We start from the raw sequence: 17983 nt of genomic DNA, 5'->3' as shown, positions 1-17983 counted from the left end.
TTCATTTAGCAGTTTTGTGTTACATTTCATTGTTCAATTTTCGCTGATTGATATGCTTTAAATCACTGGATTGTAAAAAGGCAGCTTGGCTGCCTTTTTTGTTTGTAACAGCGCGCAATGCAAACCGAGTGTCGAATCATTGGTCTTATTTATTAAACATTTTACTAACATGGATTTCGTAATCCCTTGAAGGTGAGACCATAATAGAAGAAGTCCGACAACAATCTGATCAGGCATGCGCTTGGGGGAGTACAAATGGAATCTTTGAAAGTGATCGACTACATGAATAACCGCCCCGTGTTATTCACCACTCAGATGTCACTGACTGTGGCTTTGGAGCGTCTATTACAGTCAAGGCAGACCGGTGGGCCCGTTGTGAATGAAAAGGATGAGGTGATTGGTTTTATTTCAGAGCAGGATATGATTCAAAAGCTGCTTAAAGTGAGCTATCACTGTGAAGATGCTGCTCAGGTTGGTGATTGTATGCGAACGGATGTTCTGTCAGTGGATCCCAATGATTCAATTCTTGCATTGGCTGAGATGATGTGTGGGCAAAAACCGAAAGTGTACCCTGTGGTTGAAAAGGGTCGATTGGTGGGGGTGATCACCCGTCGCAATGTACTCGATGCGATTCACGCGCAGATCCTGAAGTGCTTTCAACATCCCGTATAACGAATTTTTGATAGAAGCCACCTGAAAGGGTGGTTTTTTTTGGTGAAGGATTGAACCTTTCATACATTGACGTATTGATCGAAGAAAAGTATTCGAAGACCATCATTTGAATAGAATTAGGCAATTTATCGATACGACTTATTGTATTAACTAGCTAACGCACTAAGACTTAGGGCCTAAAATCTGCGGGCTATCGCAATCAAATGTTACAAAATGTAAATATTGATGCTAACCGTCCGTTATCGCTCAATTTAATTGATCTGCTTCCTATTTAATTCAAACCATCCGCGTAGAATGAATCTTTCAGTATTTTTCTGCAGCATTGACTTGCTGTGACTTTTGGTTACCTACAGTGGATTGTTGATTGCCATGAGCCGATACCTCAAATACGTCCTACCTATTATTATTCCATTGATCATCCTTTTGATGCCGCTATCGGCATTTCCCATTGAAGGAATGACTGTTTTACAACAACGTGTGATTGCCATTTTCCTTTTGGCCGCCCTGTGTTGGGTGCTAGAGCCCATTCCAATTTACGCAACATCCGTTTTAATTATTGTTCTTGAACTGCTATTGATTTCCGACAAGGGGATATTCTTTTTTCAGCAAGGCAATGGTGAGGCATCTTTTGGTCATCTGCTCTCTCATAAAGAGATCATGGCAACTTTTGCAAGCCCGATCATTATGCTGTTCTTGGGCGGTTTTTTTCTGGCCATGGCGGCCACGAAATATCGTTTAGATGTGAACTTAGCGCGGGTGCTGCTTAAGCCCTTTGGTGAAGATCCAAAATTTGTCACCTTGGGTTTAATGCTGATCACCGCCATTTTCTCGATGTTTATGTCCAATACCGCAACCACGGCGATGATGCTTTCGATTTTAACGCCGGTTCTTGCGGTATTTGCCACCAGCGATCCTGCGCGCGTGGCGCTCGCATTATCCATTCCCATTGCAGCTAACATTGGCGGCATCGGTACGCCAATTGGCACACCACCCAATGCCATTGCACTGAAATATTTAACTGGTGAAAACGCCATTACCTTTGGTGAGTGGATGGCCTTTGGGGTGCCATTTGTGGTGGTGCTGCTGGCTTTTGCATGGGGACTTCTTTGTCTGTTTTATCCAGCTGAGCAAAAGAGCATGAAGCTGGAAATTAAAGGGAAGTTCTTAAAAACGCCAAAAGCGATCACAGTTTATCTCACCTTTGGTGTCACCATTTTGCTTTGGTTGATGGGCTCAAAGCACGGCATGAACTCTTATACCGTTGCACTGATCCCTGTCGCGGTTTTCTCATTGACGGGCATTATCAACAAAGAGGATTTGAAAAAAATCTCTTGGGATGTGCTGTGGTTGGTTTCAGGCGGTATTGCGCTAGGTCTAGCGCTTGATAAAACCGGTCTTGCCAGCAATATGGTTCACAGTATTCCATTTGATGATTTCTCACCTTATGTGGTGCTACTTGGCGCCGCTACCTTATGTTTATTGATGGCAAACTTTATGTCGCACACTGCGACGGCAAACTTGTTGATGCCGATTATGGCAGCCCTGGGCGCATCAATGACCAGTCTGGCGCCAATGGGCGGTGAGATAACATTGATTCTGGTGGTGACCTTTGCCGCATCACTGGGCATGTCATTGCCAATCAGTACGCCGCCAAATGCCTTGGCACACGCGACTGGTAATGTGTCGAGTAACCAAATGGCGAAGACCGGTGTGATCATTGGCATCGTTGGTGTGCTCATGAGCTTTGTGATGATTTGGATGCTTCGTATGGTGTCGTTTCTATAATGCCAATTTTTCAGCGTGAGCGAGAACGGCTCATTGAGGTTTATTTTTCGCAGCAATCACGTCAGCTGACGATTGAAGCTGGCGTGCGATTAATGACCCAAAATGGTTTTAATGATCGTCTGTATTGGGTGAAGTCGGGGGAGCTCAAAGGCTACTACGAATCATCAAAAGCAGATTTGAGTTTAAAGCCGGGGACTGAGCTTTTTACGGTTAGTCCCGGTGAAATTGTTGGTGTGCATAGTTTTTTCTCACGCAGCACTGTGGCTTCAACCACGATAATTGCTTCGCAAGACAGTGAGCTTGGTTGGATTGATCTCAATACCGAGGCTTTAGAGCCAGAGCTTTATGGCGCTTTGTCCGATCAATTGATGCCACTGATTGTGGATGAGCTAGCGCGGCGTCAGCAAATCATGGTGCAGCAGACCGCCGCCAAAGAGCGCGCGATGCAAAAGCTGTTTCGCGCAGAGCAAATGACCACCTTGGGTCAGCTTGCGGCAGGTATTGCACATGAGCTGAATAATGCTGTTGGCGTACTGAGCAGTAAAACTGAGACGTTGCAGCAATCTATTTATCAGCGCATGGTGCAACGTCGCCCACATTTATGTGAATACCTAGAACATGGATTGAACCATGGCCAGCAGCAATCATCTGCTGAAGTGCGTCAGCGTGCGAAATATTTTGCGCAACAATATGGCCTTGAAAAAGGTAAGGCAAAGCAACTGGCACGCGCATGGCCTGAAGATGAGATCCCACAGCATTGGCTCACGCATTTGGATGACGCGCTGATCTATTGGGATATGGGACGGGATATTCATGATATGCGTTTGGCTGCGACTCATGCCACCCATATTGTGCGCTCAGTGAAACAACTGGGGGGCGGTGAACAAGACAAGCAATATAACGTCAATGTGAATGACACCATTGAGCAGGCATTGTCATTGTTGCAAAGCCCGCTTCGGCGGGTGCAAGTGGCATGGCATGGTGGTGAGATGCCTGCCATCTATGCCTGTCAAAATGAGTTAGTCCAAGTGTGGATTAATATCATTAAAAATGGGTGTGATGCGATGATGGGAATGGCGTCACCTCAGCTTGAAATACAAACCACGGTGCAACGTAAATCGATTGTGGTCACCATTAGTAATAATGGTCCTGCGATTCCAGAAGAAGTGCGCCGTAAGATTTTTCAGCCCAACTTTACCACCAAAAAAGGGGGGCTCTCCTTTGGCTTGGGGCTCGGCCTGTCGATTGCACAGCGCATTGTGCAGAGTTACGAAGGCTCGATTGCCGTCAAGAGTGATGATTCGCGAACCACATTTCGCATTAAACTGCCTTTTGAGGACAGCTATGGATAAGCTCAATATCATTTGTGTCGATGATCAGCGTGAAGTGTTAAGCGCTGTGCTAAAAGATTTAGAACCTTTAAGTCAATTGTTTGCAATTGAAGATTGCGAGTCTGGCGATGAAGCCCTCGAGCTCATGGATGAACTGGATGCTGAGGGCGAATATGTGGCGCTGGTGGTATCTGATCATGTGATGCCAGGAATGACTGGCGTTGAGCTGTTGACTGAGGTGTCAAAGGATGGCCGTTTTGTACACACCAAAAAGATTTTGCTCACCGGCCAAGCGACACATCAAGATGCGATCAGTGCCATTAACCAAGCGCGTATTGAAAGTTATTTTGAAAAGCCGTGGCAGGCTGAAGTTCTCGTGAGTACGGTTCGCAACCTGATCACTGAATATATCTTTGATATGGGATTGGATCATACCCAGTGGCTGGAAGCACTTGATCAGCAAGTGGTGTTAAAGCGCCTGCACTAACTGGTTTGTGATTCATCAGAATTGAATCCATTGAATGCCCAGTTTCAATAGCCGTTGAAACTGGGTTTTTTGATGAAAAGTCTTAAAGTTAAGGCAGTAGCGACTATGCTCATTGACAGGGATCCTGTATCAAGGAGCAGACTTTGCCTGATTCATCTCACGCTCATTTTCAGCGACAAAAGCAAAAACCGAACGCATTGACTCAGCAATCGAGTCGGTTTGACCAAGCCATGCTGCTCACCAAGCGCCATTTAGGATTTGTGGTGTTATTTAGCTTGGTCAGCAACGTTTTGATTTTAACCCTGCCGATTTATAGCTTGCAGCTATTTGATCGCGTCCTCACCAGCGCCAGCATCAATACGTTGGTTGCGCTATGCGTTATTGCGGTGGCACTACTCAGCTTGCAAGCGGCTTTTGACTATATTCGAACCAGCATTTTGCAGCAGTCTGGATTGAATTTAGATGCGATGATAGGGCCCAGTATTTTGGCGCAAAGTGTGCGGCAAAGTGCGGAGAAAAATCACAGCGATCGACAAAGCATGAATGCGCTGGCTACGCTGCGGCAGTTCTTTCTGTCACCATCTTCAACCGCCATTTTTGACCTGCCTTGGACGCCCATTTTTCTAATGGTGCTGTTTTTGCTGCACCCATTGATTGGCGCCATTGCGCTGGCAAGTATTGTCCTCTTTACCGGTTTAGCGTTTTGGACCATACACCAGCAGCAAAAGCAAAGCGCTGCGGTTGAGCTATCACAAAAACAGCAGCAATTTGCATCCCATGACTATTTGCGTCATGCCTCGATGTTACGGGCCATGGGAATGACCGAAAGTATGGTCATGCGTTGGCAGCAGGATCAACAGCGTTTGCTTCAAGCGCAGTGGCAAGTGCATAGTAAGCAAAGTCAGTTGCTAGCGCTGAGCCGATATTTGCGCACACTGTTACAGATCATGGTGCTGAGTGTCGGTGTACTGTTGGTGCTTGAGCAGCAGCTTGGTGCCGGTGCGATTATTGCTAGCTCTATTTTGATGTCGCGCGTATTGGCTCCCTTTGAACAAGGGGTGATGAGCTGGCGTCTATCCATTCAAGCCTATCGTGCTTATCAGCAGCTTCGACACTTTGTGTTAAACCAAGATCCCATGAGTAAAACCCATCTTCCTGAGCCCAAAGGCGATATCTGCTTTGAGCAAGTGGGGCTGAAATTTGAAGGACACCAACATGCGGTGCTTCAAGGCGTCAATTTTAAGCTTGGTGCCGGACAAGCGCTGGCCATTATGGGTCATTCGGGTGCAGGTAAAACATTGTTGGTGCAATTGTTGATGGGCATTCATCAGCCTACGGTTGGACAGATTCGCATTGATGGCGCAGCGATTTCACAATGGCCTGAAGCGCAATTTGGCCAAGTGATTGGTTATCTGCCGCAACATGTGGGTTTGCTTAGCGGGACGGTGGCGGAAAATATTTGTCGATTTACCGATGCGCCAGCTGAAAAAATTGTTCATGCAGCGCAGCTTGCTTGTGTGCATGAGTTGATTTTATCGCTGCCTTGCGGTTATGACACGCCCATTGGTGAGGGCGGCGTACAGCTTTCAGGTGGGCAATTGCAGCGTTTGGCACTTGCGAGAGCAATCTTCTCCAACCCGCGCGTGTTGATATTAGATGAGCCCAATTCAAACCTTGATCCCGAAGGGGAAGTGGCGCTCGCTATTGTCTTGCAATACTGCAAAGAGCAGGGGATCACTGTGGTGATGATTAGTCATCGACCCGGCTTTTTAAAACAGATGGATTGGGTCTTGGTGCTCAAAGATGGCCGCGTAGAAAAAGCAGGTACCAGTGAGCAGTTTTTAGGGCAGCAACAAGCCATTCGTCATCATAAAAAGGCTAAGGAGGTGAGTCATGCCACGTCTTAATACGCCACTTTTAAATACGCAACGAATTATTGTGTTGGGACTATGTTTGCTGTTTTTAGGTGTAGGGGGCTTCTTGGTATGGTCGATGACCGCAAAGCTTGAGTCGGCATCTATCGCTTCAGGTCAACTGGTGGTGGAGAGTGAACGTAAGAAAATTCAGCATTTAGCTGGGGGATGGGTCAAGGCGATTCATGTTAAAGAGGGACAACGCGTTGAACCTGGCGATCTGTTAATTGAGCTTTCTGATGCGCATGCAGAAGCCAATTATCAGCAAGTCTATCAGCGGGTGGTTAGTCTTGAGGCCAGTCAAATTCGCCTGAAAGCGCAGCTGAAAAACCAAGAGGCACTGGATTTTTCTGCGCTGCAAACTATTCAAATGAGCGCGGTACAAAATATTTATCAGCACCAACGATTATTGTTTGAGCAAGCGCGATTGCAGCAACAGATGGAGCAAAGTCAGTATGAGCAGCAAGGGCGATTGTTAGCCCAGCAGGAGCAAGGCACTGTGTTTCAGCTTCGCGCGGTGGCGCGCCAGTTATCACTCATTGCACAAGAGATCCAAATGACCAAGCAACTGCTTGAAAAGGGATATGTTGCCAAAACAAAGCTGCTTGAATTGCAACGTCACCACGCTTCAGTGCGCGCGCATCAAGCCGAGCTGCAAGCACAAAAAAGCGTACTCAAAGAGCAAATAGTAGCTCTCAAACAAGCCTATGAGGCTCAGCAGCTCGCCAAACGATCGCAATATACCCAAGAGTTAGCGCTAAATAGTGAAGCGCTTCGCGATGCTAAGCAAGCGCTGCATGCCGTCACCGATGTGCGCAAACGCGTTGAAATTCGCAGTGAACACCAAGGTGTAGTGGTGGGCTTGAGTGTTCACAGTGTCGGTGGTGTGGTTCGCCCGGGACAGGTACTGATGGAGCTGGTGCCTGTTAACGATAATTTGGTTGTTGAGGTGACGCTGTCACCGCAAGATATCGATTTGGTCCGAGTTGGGATGCCTGCGCGTATTCGGCTGAGCGCTTATAATGTGCGAACAACACCGGCATTTGCTGGCACCGTGATTCATGTCGATGCCGATCGCTTGAATCAGAGTCGTGAATCGAGCCAAAGCGGCTATCAGGTGCGAATTGCATTTGAGCAAGCAGAGCTTGAGCGGTTTAATAGTATTGAGCTTTATCCTGGTATGCCAGCTGAGGTCTATGTGCTTCATGAGTCGAGAACCATGATGGATTATCTGTTGGCACCTTTGCAGCGAGGTTATTACCGCGCTTTTCGTGAAGCATCTTAAGGGCGCAATTATTCGATTGATTCAATTTTCATTGAACACTTCGAATGTTCATTCACTGTTTTCCATTCAGCAACTAGGAAAAATGGGAAAAAGAAAAGGCCTCAAATGAGGCCTTTTGTGTTGATGGTGCTTATAGCATGAATCAAACGATATCCGTTTCAGGGTTCAAGTGAATATCTTGCGCATCACAATCGCTCCAAATCGTCACCTCATCGCCTTGGTTGTTGCTAAAGGTATAAGCATGAAGCGCATTGGTATCAATATCTTTGGCTTCATAGGCGGCTTTTAGTGAGCTTGATAGGGTGCTGAGACTATCGGTTTGTTGCCAGTCATAGCCCAGAAGATCAATGCTATCTGCGCCGCTACATACAAATTGATTGTTAGATAGCTCATCGGTGCTATTGGCGAGGATCTTATCTAGCGCCAACTTAATGGATGCATTGGAGGCATTGACTAAAACGCCTTCGAGCTCTTGGAACGCGGTTTGACTCATATCGATCATATTATTTTCAAGTGGGTCATCGACCAGTAAGACATCAAAGCCGCTGCCGCCACTAAAATGCACCGTGGCATTGTCGGTTTGGACCACATCATCTTCATCAAAGATCAGCAGGTCACTGCCTTCGCCGCCAAAGAGTTGGTCAACACCGCTGCCGCCATCGAGGGTATCATCGCCGGTAAGGCCAAAGAGCAGATCGTCACCACCATCGCCATACAAACGGTCTGACTCGCTACCGCCGTCAAGAAAATCACTGTCATCACCGCCATATAGAACGTCTTGTCCATCGCCGCCTGAAAGCTTATCGGCGCCACTACCGCCACTGAGGGTATCATCGCCGATAGCGCCATAGAGTTGATCGCTTCCGCTGTCACCCTCAAGGGTATCATCACCTTCCTCACCGTAGAGGAGGTCGTCGCCGCTGCCACCTTTTAAGCGGTCATCACCTTCATTGGCCCATAGGGTGTCGTTGCCGCCATCGCCTTTGAGCAAGTCATCGCCAAGACCAGCAATCAGCGTATCTTGTCCGCTTCCACCATAAAGACTGTCATTGCCTTCACCACCTTCAAGAATATCGTCGTTGTTTTGGCCATAGAGCTTATCGTCGCCAAGACCACCTTCGAGTCGATCATCGCCACTGCCGCCATAGAGTTTGTCGTTGCCGGCATCGCCAGAGAGTTGGTCATCGCCGCTTCCTGCAAGGAGTGTGTCTTGCCCATCGCCACCAAAGAGTTGATCTTGTCCCGCGCCTGCCGTTAAGCGATCGTCACCGCCGTCACCATAGAGCACATTATCGCCGCCAGTGGTGGTTAGTTGGTCATCGTCATCGCCGCCTTCTAGGCGATCATTGCCTGCACCTGAAAGCAGGGTATCTGCACCAGCGCCACCAGAGAGTGTGTTGTGTCCATCACCTGCATCTAGAGTATCATCACCCGCGCCGCCATCGAGCACGTCATGACCTGCGCCTGTGGTCAGGGTATCTTGCCCCTCATTACCATAGAGTCGATTATCACCTTGGCTATCGCTGAGGCTGTCATCACCCAAACCGCCGAGTAGGGTATCTGCACCTTCACCGCCATCAAGCGTGTCATCACCTTGGCCACCAGACAATTGGTCATCACCCGCAAAGCCCTCGAGACGGTCATCGTCATCGCCACCATCGAGCGTATCACTGCCATCACCACCATAGAGGGTGTCTCGACCAGCATCACCAAAGAGGGCGTTTAGCCCTGTTTGGCCATGCAGTTCATCATCGCCTGCGCCGCCATAAAGGGTATCTTGTCCACTACCGGCAAAGAGTTTATCCGCACCTTCGCCGCCATAGAGGGTATCGTTACCGGTATCGCCAAGTAGGGTATCTTGGCCGCTCTCACCGTAAAGGGTGTCATGATTGTCACCCCCTTCGAGAAGATCATCGCCTGCACCTGCGCGCAGAGTGTCATTTCCGCTAGCGCCTGAAAGATGGTCTTGCCCTTGGCCGGTCTGCGCGGTATCAGCGCCGCTACCACCAAAGAGGGTGTTATCACCATCACCCAGTGTGATTTGGTTATCCCCAGCTTCGCCATAAACCACATCGTCACCAGCACCCATGGTGAGGGTATCTTGGCCATCACCGGCGAAAAGAATATTATCGCCTTCACCGCCAAGAATGGTATCAGCGCCACTACCGCCATAGAGGGTATCGCTTGCATCGCTACCTTGCAGGGTATCATCGCCGCTGCCACCATCGAGGTAGTCTTGGCCCTCACCACCCACGAGGTAGTCTTGATTGGCACCGCCAAAGAGGGCATCGTTACCTTCACCGCCATAGAGTTCGTCTTGGCCTGCACCGGCATCGATGAAGTCATCACCTAGGCCTGCTTCAATGCGATCGTCGCCATCTCCGGCGTACACAAGATCGTCACCGCTACCTGCATCAATGGTGTCTTGGTCTATACCGCCATAAATCTGGTCATCACCTGAGCCCGCATCAATGGTATTTTGTCCGGATTCACCGAAGATTCGGTCGTTACCGCTACCCGCATCAAGCGTATCTTGGCCACTGCCAGCATAGAGCGTGTCATCGCCTGCATTGGCAGTGATCACGTCATCGCCGCTACCACCACTGAGAATGTCGGCATCATCACCACTGAGTAGGGTATCGTTACCTTCATCACCATACAGCTCACTTTGACCCAGACCACCATCGAGACGATCGTCGCCACTGCCGCCAGCGAGTAAATCTCGGCCATCACCGCCCATCAAGGTATCATCGCCGCTATCGCCGACAAGAATGTCATCGCCTTGTTCGCCTAGGATGAGATCATCACCCGCACCGCCAAGGGCGACATCATCACCGATACCAGCGTAAAGTTTGTCATCACCACTTCCGCCAGAGATTTGGTCATCGCCTTCAGATGCGAGAATCAGATCATTATCGCCGCCACCATGGAGCTCATCGCTTTGCGTAGAGCCTTCTAGGGTATCGGCGCCTTGTCCGCCATAAAGTTTGCTGGCATCTTGGCCTGCATATAGGGTGTCATTGCCATCTTCGCCATAGAGGGTATTGGCGCCGCTTTGTCCATACATGACATCATCGCCCGCGCCGGCATAAGCGGTATCATCGCCTGCGCCAAGGTGAAGTTTATCGTCACCATCGCCGGTAAAGAGGGTGTCTTGACCTTCGCCAGCATCAATGGTGTCCGCACCTTGTCCGGTGTAGATTTGATCGTCCCCAGTACCAGCAATGATTTGGTTGTCACCGTCGCCTGCAAAGAGCAGATCATTACCATCCCCTAGATTAATTTCATCTGTACCGCTGCCCGCATAAACCGTGTCATGACCTGTGCCAGCATCAATGCGATTGTCGCCATCACCGGCAAAGATAGTGTCGTTGCCTGTGCCTGTATCAATAGTGTCGATACCCGCGTCGCTATAAACGGTGTCGTCGCCTGCGCCGCCTTCAAAGCGGTTATCGCCACCTTCACCAAAGAGGGTGTCATTGCCTTCGCCGCCAATGAGATGGTCATCACCACTACCGGCATAAATCACATCATCGCCGCTGCCTGCATCGAGCGTGTCGTTGCCTTCGTTACCATGCAAAATGTCGTCGCCAGCTTCACCAAAAAGTCGATCATCGCCTGCACCGGCAAAGAGTTGGTCATTGCCTTCACCTGCGATAAGGGTGTCTTGGCCATCGTCACCATAAAGCTGATCATCACCTAAACCGCCAGTAATATGGTCATCACCAAGCTCCCCAAAGAGCAGGTCATTACCTTCGCCGCCTTCGATTTGGTCGTTGTCATCACCACCGAGAAGAAGATCGTCACCGCTGTCACCTTGGAGTGTGTCTTGGCCTTCGCCGCCCATGATGAAATCATCACCGGCACCACCAATCAGTTGGTCGTTACCAGCATCGCCATGCAGCTCATCGTTATCTAAACCACCAAGCAGCGTATCGTCGCCTAGACCGCCGAGTAGGGTATCTTGACCCGTATCGCCTTTGAGGGTGTCTTGGCCATCATCACCAATCAGGGTGTCCTGACCTTCGCCACCTTCGATAACATCATCACCTAGCTCACCTAAAAGCAGATCATCGCCGCCATCGCCATAGAGGGTGTCATCGCCATCACTGCCGAGCAGAGTGTCATTGTCACTGCCACCCGAAAGCAAATCTTGGCCAGCACCACCGACAAGCACGTCAGCCCCTTCACCACCAAAGAGGGCGTCATCATTGATATCACCATCGATAAAATCATCACCTTCACCGCCATAGATGGTGTCATCGCCTTGTTGACCGAAAATTACATCATCGCCTTGGCCACCATAAATGGTGTCATCGAAGATGTTATGCGCAACAAAGGAGAGCGACTCAATGCTATCGATAGACTCACCTAGCTCGTTTTCAATACGGAAATGAAATAAACGATTGTCGTCTACATCGGCATCTGCATATTGAAAGGTGAGTTCGAACTGGCCGTTCTCGTTGATCTCAACGCGATGACTTTGCAAGATATTCCCTTGTTCATCGATCATTTTCACGGTAACCGTTTGCTCATCGCTTGATAGGGTAAAGAGGCTGCTGAGCTGACCTTCACCATCAACCAGATAGTTATCGAGGCGAACGCTATGCTCGATTTTTTCACTGGGCTCCTGTGAACCCGCTTGATATTCATAGACGGTTTGCGATGTACCCCATGAATCATCGATATTACCGTCCGGAGATTCTGGTGTTATCTCGGGTTGTAAATCGTAGGGGGTATCACCAAAGAGGGTATCTTCACCGCCCTCGCCGAGCAGTCGGTCACTGCCTGCGCCACCGGTGACATAATCATTGCCGTCGCGGCCTTCAACTTCATCATGTCCCTCTTGAACATGGATTTCGTCATCAGCACTGGTTCCGATGATTTTGTCGTTGTCTTTAGTTCCTTGCATGGCGCACCTCGTCAATGATGTGGTTTGAATCTGTGTTGATTGTAGAAATTACATACATCTTTCTGACTTGAGTTAGGCACAATCAGTGCCAACTCGGTTTATCGATGGACGACTGAGCTGTTGATGATGCGCGATGGTTTCATTTTAAATCGGCAAAACATTCACTTAGATCTGACTCTCAAAATTAAGAAATGGATGATCTTGTTGCAGCTCAGTATTGAGCATAGAAGGTGGTGTCTAATGCGTCAGGCAAAATGCACAGATAAATAGAGGAAAGTGCAAGATGCGATGAAAAAGAAGAAGCCAGCCTGAGGCTATGTATTAAAGGCTATGTATTTAGAGGCGATACATTTTGAAAGTGGTGCATGGAAATAAAAGGGTTCTGGAAATAAGAGGGTTCTTTGTTAGAAATGAGATGTTTGCGATTTAAAGAAAAAATTAGTGAGAATGCTGGTGTGTTGATTGAAGATGCACAGCATCTAAAATGGCATGGCCGCGCTGCTGATACCAAAGGCTCAGTAATATCAGCGCTTGGGTATTGATGTTATAAGCACGGTTGATACCGCCATCTTCATATTGCCCTGTGGGGATATAGTGATGATGTTGGGCATTGCGGATCACTTGCTGCTGAAGTTGCGTCGCAAAGGGATCATCAAAGAGCACACTGAAACCTAAGCCGACCTTATGACTGAGTGTTTGTCCGGTTTCAATCGGTTGACCGCCACTAGAAGTACTTAGCCAAGGCTGCTGATAGTAATAGAGATTGTTATAGGCAAACCAAGGCGCGCGATCCATGGCATCTTCTGCAAAGGCATAGAGTTGTTGATGCGTCAGGTAATGCTGTCGATGCATGGCATAAATTGCATCGATCTGTTGCCACCAAGGCTGCTTTGCGGTGATTTCCAGCGCGTAAAGCACATAAGGGTCGCTGGTAAAGTAGGGGAGATTACGTTCATCAATCAGTAAGTCGTGCGAGTCAGATTTGACGGTTTGAACATTCACAGTTTGAATATGGTCCCAGGAAAAAGCTTGCTCTAGCTTAAAACCAAAAAGAACAAATCCGGTCGCTGCATATTGTAAATAGCCTAAACGTCCCTCTTGCCGATAATACTGCTTCCCACGGCTAAGCTTCATGCCATAGAGCGTCCCTTGATGCACGGCACGTTTGAGCTGCCAGCGTTTAGCAATTTGACTGATCGCACCTGAAAATTGCGGCTTTTGCTCCTCAAGAATGTGAAGCCAAATCAGCAGCCTGCCGATATCCAGCGCTGACCAACCATTACCTTGATACTTTGTTTGACTATAGGGCCCAGAGGGAAGCCCGGTTTTGGCATCATATTGACGGTTTGGCAGCTGATCTTGATAAAGCGGCATGGTTTTTAGCGTGCGCAGTAATGCTTTTAAGTGCCGCTCCGTTTGCTGTGGACTTTGCAGGGCTAAGGCTTCCATCGCTAATTCAGCGCTAATGATACTGGCGATATCCCACAATGTTAGATGCGGGTAGCCAGCAACGGCATCAACTAAACCCGTATTAGCATGGCGGTAACGTGTAAAATAGGCCTGCGCTTGTAGTGCTAGTTGTCGCTGTTCTTTGCTCAGCGCTTTGCCTTGATGGGGTTGATTGGCGCCCTGTGGCTCTACGGGCGAACTGTTTTGTGAAATATCACTCGGCGAAATATTTTGTGGTGAGATACCACGCTGCTGGCGCGCTTTCATAATTTGTGGGTCGCTAGCGCTATGAATACCGCGATCGCTGAGTTTCACCTGTTCTGGCATTGGCGCTGGTGAGCCGGTTTTCGCCCAAGAGACAGGCAAAATAAACATCAGGCTCAGCATAAATGCCGCGCCTTGCGTTGCGCTTATTTGTATTTGAGGGAGAGAAGCCTTCCATCTCTTCATACACTTCACTCTTCGTATGATGATTCAGCCGTGATACGTCAATGTATCTTAGCTAACGCTTTGTTTAGCTTAGTTGAATTTTTTATCCCTGCTTTTCATTCATCTGCTATTTGATGGGATTATTTTCTTTGGTTGCTGATAAAAACGCTTGACCTTGGATATGACTCCAAGGTTTATGGTTGAGATAAATTATCATCAAGGAGAAGAATGATGTGTCAACACTGTCATGAAAGTCGCTGCCAAAGCGTCCGTCATCAGCAACTACCAAAAGTTGCACAACCCCTATCAATTGAAGATTCAGCACAGACCAGCTGCTGTGCTGGTGGGCAATGCCAGTCCAGCAAATCTCAGCAAAGTGATGATGGCTCAGGAGAGGATGAAGAGAGCGCGCGAATCCTATCGTCATCTAAAAGTGCGCCATCTCTTCAGCTCCATGCTTTACATCTCAGTCATTTCCGAGTCGCGCAGACACACTCGGCACATCCAATTTCTCCTGATTCATCGACTGATGCTGAGATGCACCAGCATTGCGATCTGTCATTTGCGACATCTGCCAATGATGAAAGTGACGCCGGTATTGCGCAGGGCGCTATGAGTGAAAGCTGGTATATCCAAGGAATGGATTGTCCAAGCTGCGCACGTAAAGTTGAAAATGCGGTAAGCCGCGTGGCACATGTTGAGAAAGCCAAAGTGCTTTTTGCGACAGAAAAGCTGGTGGTTCAATTTGCTGATCAAAAAAATCTAGCCGATGTAGAACAAGCGATAGAGAGCGCAGGTTTTCAGTATCGACGTCAAGGCGAACAAGCCAAACAAGTCCAGATGCCTTGGTGGAAAAATCGAGAAAACTGGCTGATGTTAGGTATCGCTGGTCTGATGGCGACAGCATCCGTGCTGGAGCATTTTGCACATGCAGCATCGATTGTGCTCTTTACAGTGGCGACTTTGATTGGTGTACTGCCTATTGCCCATAAAGCGTATCAGCAGATTAAAACAGGAACACCTTTTGCGATTGAAACCTTGATGGTTGTTGCCGCTCTAGGCGCGCTCTATTTAGGTGAAACCGCTGAAGCGGCCATGGTTCTGTTGCTCTTTTTATTGGGTGAGAAGCTTGAAGGCTTTGCGGCGAATCGCGCGCGAAGTGGCGTGCAATCCTTAATGGCTTTGGTGCCAGAAAAAACCATTAAAATTGTTGATGGCGCGCGTGTTGAGGTTGCGGCGAGTGAGCTGCAAGTGGGCGATATCATTGAGGTCAGTGCTGGTGAACGTTTGTGTGCCGATGGTTTGTTACTTGATAACTTAGCCAGCGTGGATCTCAGTGCGCTTACCGGTGAATCGATTCCAGTTGAAAAGCACCAAGGCGAAAAAATCGCAGCTGGTGCACTGATGGTTGAGAAAACGGTTCGCATTCAAGTGCAGAGTCAGCAAGGTGAAAACGCCATTGACCGCATTCTAAATTTGATTGAGCAGGCAGAAGAAAATAAAGCGCCGCTAGAGCGATTTATTGTGCGCTTTAGCCAGTGGTACACACCGCTGATGATGGCCATTGCGCTGCTGATTATTGTGATCCCACCATTAGCCTTTGGCGGCGCGTGGGATACATGGATTTACCGCGGTTTGGTGCTGCTATTGATTGCTTGTCCTTGCGCGCTGGTGATCTCAACGCCAGCGGCAATCACCTCTGGTCTTGCGGTTGCAGCTAAACGCGGTGCATTGATTAAAGGCGGCGCGGCGCTGGAAACATTGGCAACCATTCATACCATCGCCTTTGATAAAACCGGTACGCTAACTCAAGGGACACCGCAGGTGACAGATTTTGTCACTTTATCAGGTGAAAAGGCGCAGCGAATCGCACAAGCTGCTTCTGTTGAAGTGGGCTCGCATCACCCATTGGCCAAAGCTGTGGTTCATTATGCTAAGGAGCAGCAAGTGAGCGTGACTGAAGCAAGTGATCGACAAGCTATGGCGGGAATGGGGGTTGCTGGCATCTATCAAGGTGAAGCAGTGGCAGTTGTCGCTGCGGATCGTTTACCAACGGATGTGACGCTGTCACAGGATGTATCAAAGCAATGTGCAGATTTGCAATCGGAAGGGAAAACCCTTGGCGTCGTCTTGGTGGAAAATCAGCCTGTGGCGCTTGTTGCTTGGCGCGATCAATTGCGTTTGGATGCCAAAGATGCCTTGGCAGCGCTTGATAAAATTGGTGTCCATGCCTTTATGCTAACAGGCGATCACGGTCAAGCGGCGAAAGCTGTGGCAGGGCAACTTGGCATGGATTATCAAGCTAGTCTGCTGCCAGAAGATAAACTCAACTGGATTGCGGAGAAAAATAAGCAGGGCGGCGTTGCCATGGTGGGGGATGGGATCAATGATACGCCAGCGATGAAAACAGCATCCATTGGTATCGCTATGGGTGCAGGCTCTGATATTGCGCTTGAAACTGCAGATGCGGCGCTCACCCATAATCGTTTGATTGAGCTTGCCAACATGATTGTATTGTCGCGTAAAACCTTGGCCAACATTCGTCAGAACGTCACCATTGCGCTGGGGTTAAAAGGGCTCTTTTTAATGACCAGTGTTTTAGGGATCACCGGACTTTGGGTCGCAGTTTTAGCTGATACCGGGGCAACTGCCTTGGTGACCTTAAATGCGCTTCGCTTACTTCGATTGAAAAATAAAAAATTGGTCGATTAGTTAGAATCAGTGCACGCTGAACGATATAAACCAGCCCCAGTGGCTGGTTTTTTGTTTTCACATAACTTAATCGATGGTGCATGGCTGAATTTTCTGCAACAGCAACCAACTTCGACGATTGGCGCTATGTTTTGCTGAGTGCTTTGGTAAACTGAAGGGCCAAATAAATACCTATCGGAATAGAACCTTGCATGACTCGACTTGCCATCGTCTCCAATGATCAGCCCCTTCAACCTGAATTTGCCCCGCTTGTGGCACTGGCGACAAGACAATTGCAAGCCGGTGTCGGTTCTATTTTTCATAGCTTGTATCTCAATGGTTCCATTGCCCGTGGATGTGCAAAGCTGGGACAATCCGATCTCAATTTAACTTTAGTCACGCAAGGTCAGGTCACGCCGAAGCTCTTTAGTCAGCTCAATGCCATTTTGTATCGAGTACGCCAGCCCTATTTCAATGTGGTTTCAGATATCGACCTGCAGATTGTCAGTGTGCAAGAGGCCAAGGATCTACAGCAAATTTTCCATTGGGGTGTTTGGTTTACCCATTTAAGTCGCTGCCTTGCGGGAACCGATTTAGGACAAAGTTTTGCGCCCTTTGAAGCCAGTTGGGACTTAGCCAAGGGGCAAGATGGAGATTTTGCCAAAGTGCTGAATCATTATCGTCATCAAATCCTTGAGGCAAGAACGGTTGGCGCTTTGGTCCATGCCAGCCAGCAAATGGCAAAAAAGGCGATTCGAAGCTGTTATATGCTGGTACTCCACCTTGAAAAGCAGTGGTGTTTTGACTTTGAACCAATGGTTGAGCGCGTTGTGCATTATTATCCTGAGATGGCCTTGCCGCTTTCGCGAGTATTGATTCTATTGGCGGCAAAGCCGGTAAAACGCACCGCTATCTTGCAGCTGCTTGATGAGCAAATCCTGCCATTTCTTACGCATACCTTTGAGCAAATTGAGCGTCGGATTGGTTAGATGAGTCTCTTGAATCGAGCGCAAACCCTCAGTGTGGAAA

General features: G+C 48.6%; 10 protein-coding genes. 8 read left to right on the top strand and 2 right to left on the bottom strand.

The window, feature by feature from the left end:
- Nucleotides 1-255: 255 nt before the first annotated feature.
- From L9P36_RS06800 to L9P36_RS06775, 6 genes are all read left to right on the top strand, one after another.
- Nucleotides 256-672 (top strand): CBS domain-containing protein, encoded by a 417-nt coding sequence (locus tag L9P36_RS06800; RefSeq protein WP_237465963.1) that lies wholly within the window; start codon nucleotides 256-258, stop codon nucleotides 670-672.
- A gap of 369 nt (nucleotides 673-1041) precedes the next feature.
- Nucleotides 1042-2457: an SLC13 family permease gene (locus L9P36_RS06795; RefSeq protein ID WP_237465962.1), complete on the top strand. Its 1416-nt coding sequence runs from the start codon at nucleotides 1042-1044 to the stop codon at nucleotides 2455-2457.
- Between the two features lie 5 nt (nucleotides 2458-2462).
- Nucleotides 2463-3809, top strand: coding sequence for an ATP-binding protein (locus L9P36_RS06790; protein WP_237467877.1), 1347 nt, complete (start codon nucleotides 2463-2465; stop codon nucleotides 3807-3809).
- Nucleotides 3802-4275, top strand: coding sequence for a response regulator (locus L9P36_RS06785; protein WP_237465961.1), 474 nt, complete (start codon nucleotides 3802-3804; stop codon nucleotides 4273-4275). Before L9P36_RS06790 ends, L9P36_RS06785 begins: the two co-directional genes overlap by 8 nt.
- Nucleotides 4276-4418: 143 nt before the next feature.
- Nucleotides 4419-6182, top strand: coding sequence for a type I secretion system permease/ATPase (locus tag L9P36_RS06780; RefSeq protein ID WP_237465960.1), 1764 nt, complete (start codon nucleotides 4419-4421; stop codon nucleotides 6180-6182).
- A complete protein-coding gene (locus L9P36_RS06775; protein WP_237465959.1) occupies nucleotides 6169-7473 on the top strand; it encodes an HlyD family type I secretion periplasmic adaptor subunit in 1305 nt (434 codons plus the stop codon). The genes L9P36_RS06780 and L9P36_RS06775 overlap by 14 nt, the downstream gene beginning before the upstream one ends.
- Nucleotides 7474-7615: 142 nt before the next feature.
- Here L9P36_RS06775 and L9P36_RS06770 read toward each other — a convergent pair whose 3' ends face one another.
- Together L9P36_RS06770 and L9P36_RS06765 are read right to left on the bottom strand one after the other, a co-directional pair.
- Nucleotides 7616-12385 carry a calcium-binding protein gene (locus tag L9P36_RS06770; protein WP_237465958.1) on the bottom strand — a complete coding sequence of 1590 codons (4770 nt, stop codon included), beginning with the start codon at nucleotides 12383-12385 and terminating at the stop codon, nucleotides 7616-7618.
- Nucleotides 12386-12823: 438 nt separating this feature from the next.
- A complete protein-coding gene (locus L9P36_RS06765) occupies nucleotides 12824-14221 on the bottom strand; it encodes a DUF3131 domain-containing protein (RefSeq protein WP_237465957.1) in 1398 nt (465 codons plus the stop codon).
- 273 nt (nucleotides 14222-14494) lie between these two features.
- On the opposite strand from L9P36_RS06765, the gene L9P36_RS06760 reads away from it, so the two are divergent.
- Entirely contained in the window at nucleotides 14495-16975 is a 2481-nt protein-coding gene (locus L9P36_RS06760; protein ID WP_435532767.1) for a zinc/cadmium/mercury/lead-transporting ATPase, read from the top strand.
- Between the two features lie 191 nt (nucleotides 16976-17166).
- Nucleotides 17167-17943 (top strand): hypothetical protein, encoded by a 777-nt coding sequence (locus L9P36_RS06755; RefSeq protein WP_237465955.1) that lies wholly within the window; start codon nucleotides 17167-17169, stop codon nucleotides 17941-17943.
- Nucleotides 17944-17983: the final 40 nt, after the last annotated feature.

Source organism: Vibrio stylophorae, from assembly GCF_921293875.1.
In the GTDB taxonomy this organism is placed as follows: Bacteria; Pseudomonadota; Gammaproteobacteria; order Enterobacterales; family Vibrionaceae; genus Vibrio_A; species Vibrio_A stylophorae.
Note: the sequence above shows the minus strand (reverse complement) of the source record. Positions and strands in the feature narration are given on the sequence as shown.

Excerpts from the sequence above, each read along its gene's own strand:
- L9P36_RS06760 (WP_435532767.1), top strand. The coding sequence starts at position 14,495 with ATGTGTCAACACTGTCATGAAAGTCGCTGCCAAAGCGTCCGTCATCAG.
- L9P36_RS06785 (WP_237465961.1), top strand. The coding sequence starts at position 3,802 with ATGGATAAGCTCAATATCATTTGTGTCGATGATCAGCGTGAAGTGTTA.
- L9P36_RS06765 (WP_237465957.1), bottom strand. The coding sequence starts at position 14,221 with ATGCTGAGCCTGATGTTTATTTTGCCTGTCTCTTGGGCGAAAACCGGC.
- L9P36_RS06770 (WP_237465958.1), bottom strand. The coding sequence starts at position 12,385 with ATGCAAGGAACTAAAGACAACGACAAAATCATCGGAACCAGTGCTGAT.
- L9P36_RS06800 (WP_237465963.1), top strand. The coding sequence starts at position 256 with ATGGAATCTTTGAAAGTGATCGACTACATGAATAACCGCCCCGTGTTA.
- L9P36_RS06775 (WP_237465959.1), top strand. The coding sequence starts at position 6,169 with ATGCCACGTCTTAATACGCCACTTTTAAATACGCAACGAATTATTGTG.
- L9P36_RS06755 (WP_237465955.1), top strand. The coding sequence starts at position 17,167 with ATGACTCGACTTGCCATCGTCTCCAATGATCAGCCCCTTCAACCTGAA.
- L9P36_RS06795 (WP_237465962.1), top strand. The coding sequence starts at position 1,042 with ATGAGCCGATACCTCAAATACGTCCTACCTATTATTATTCCATTGATC.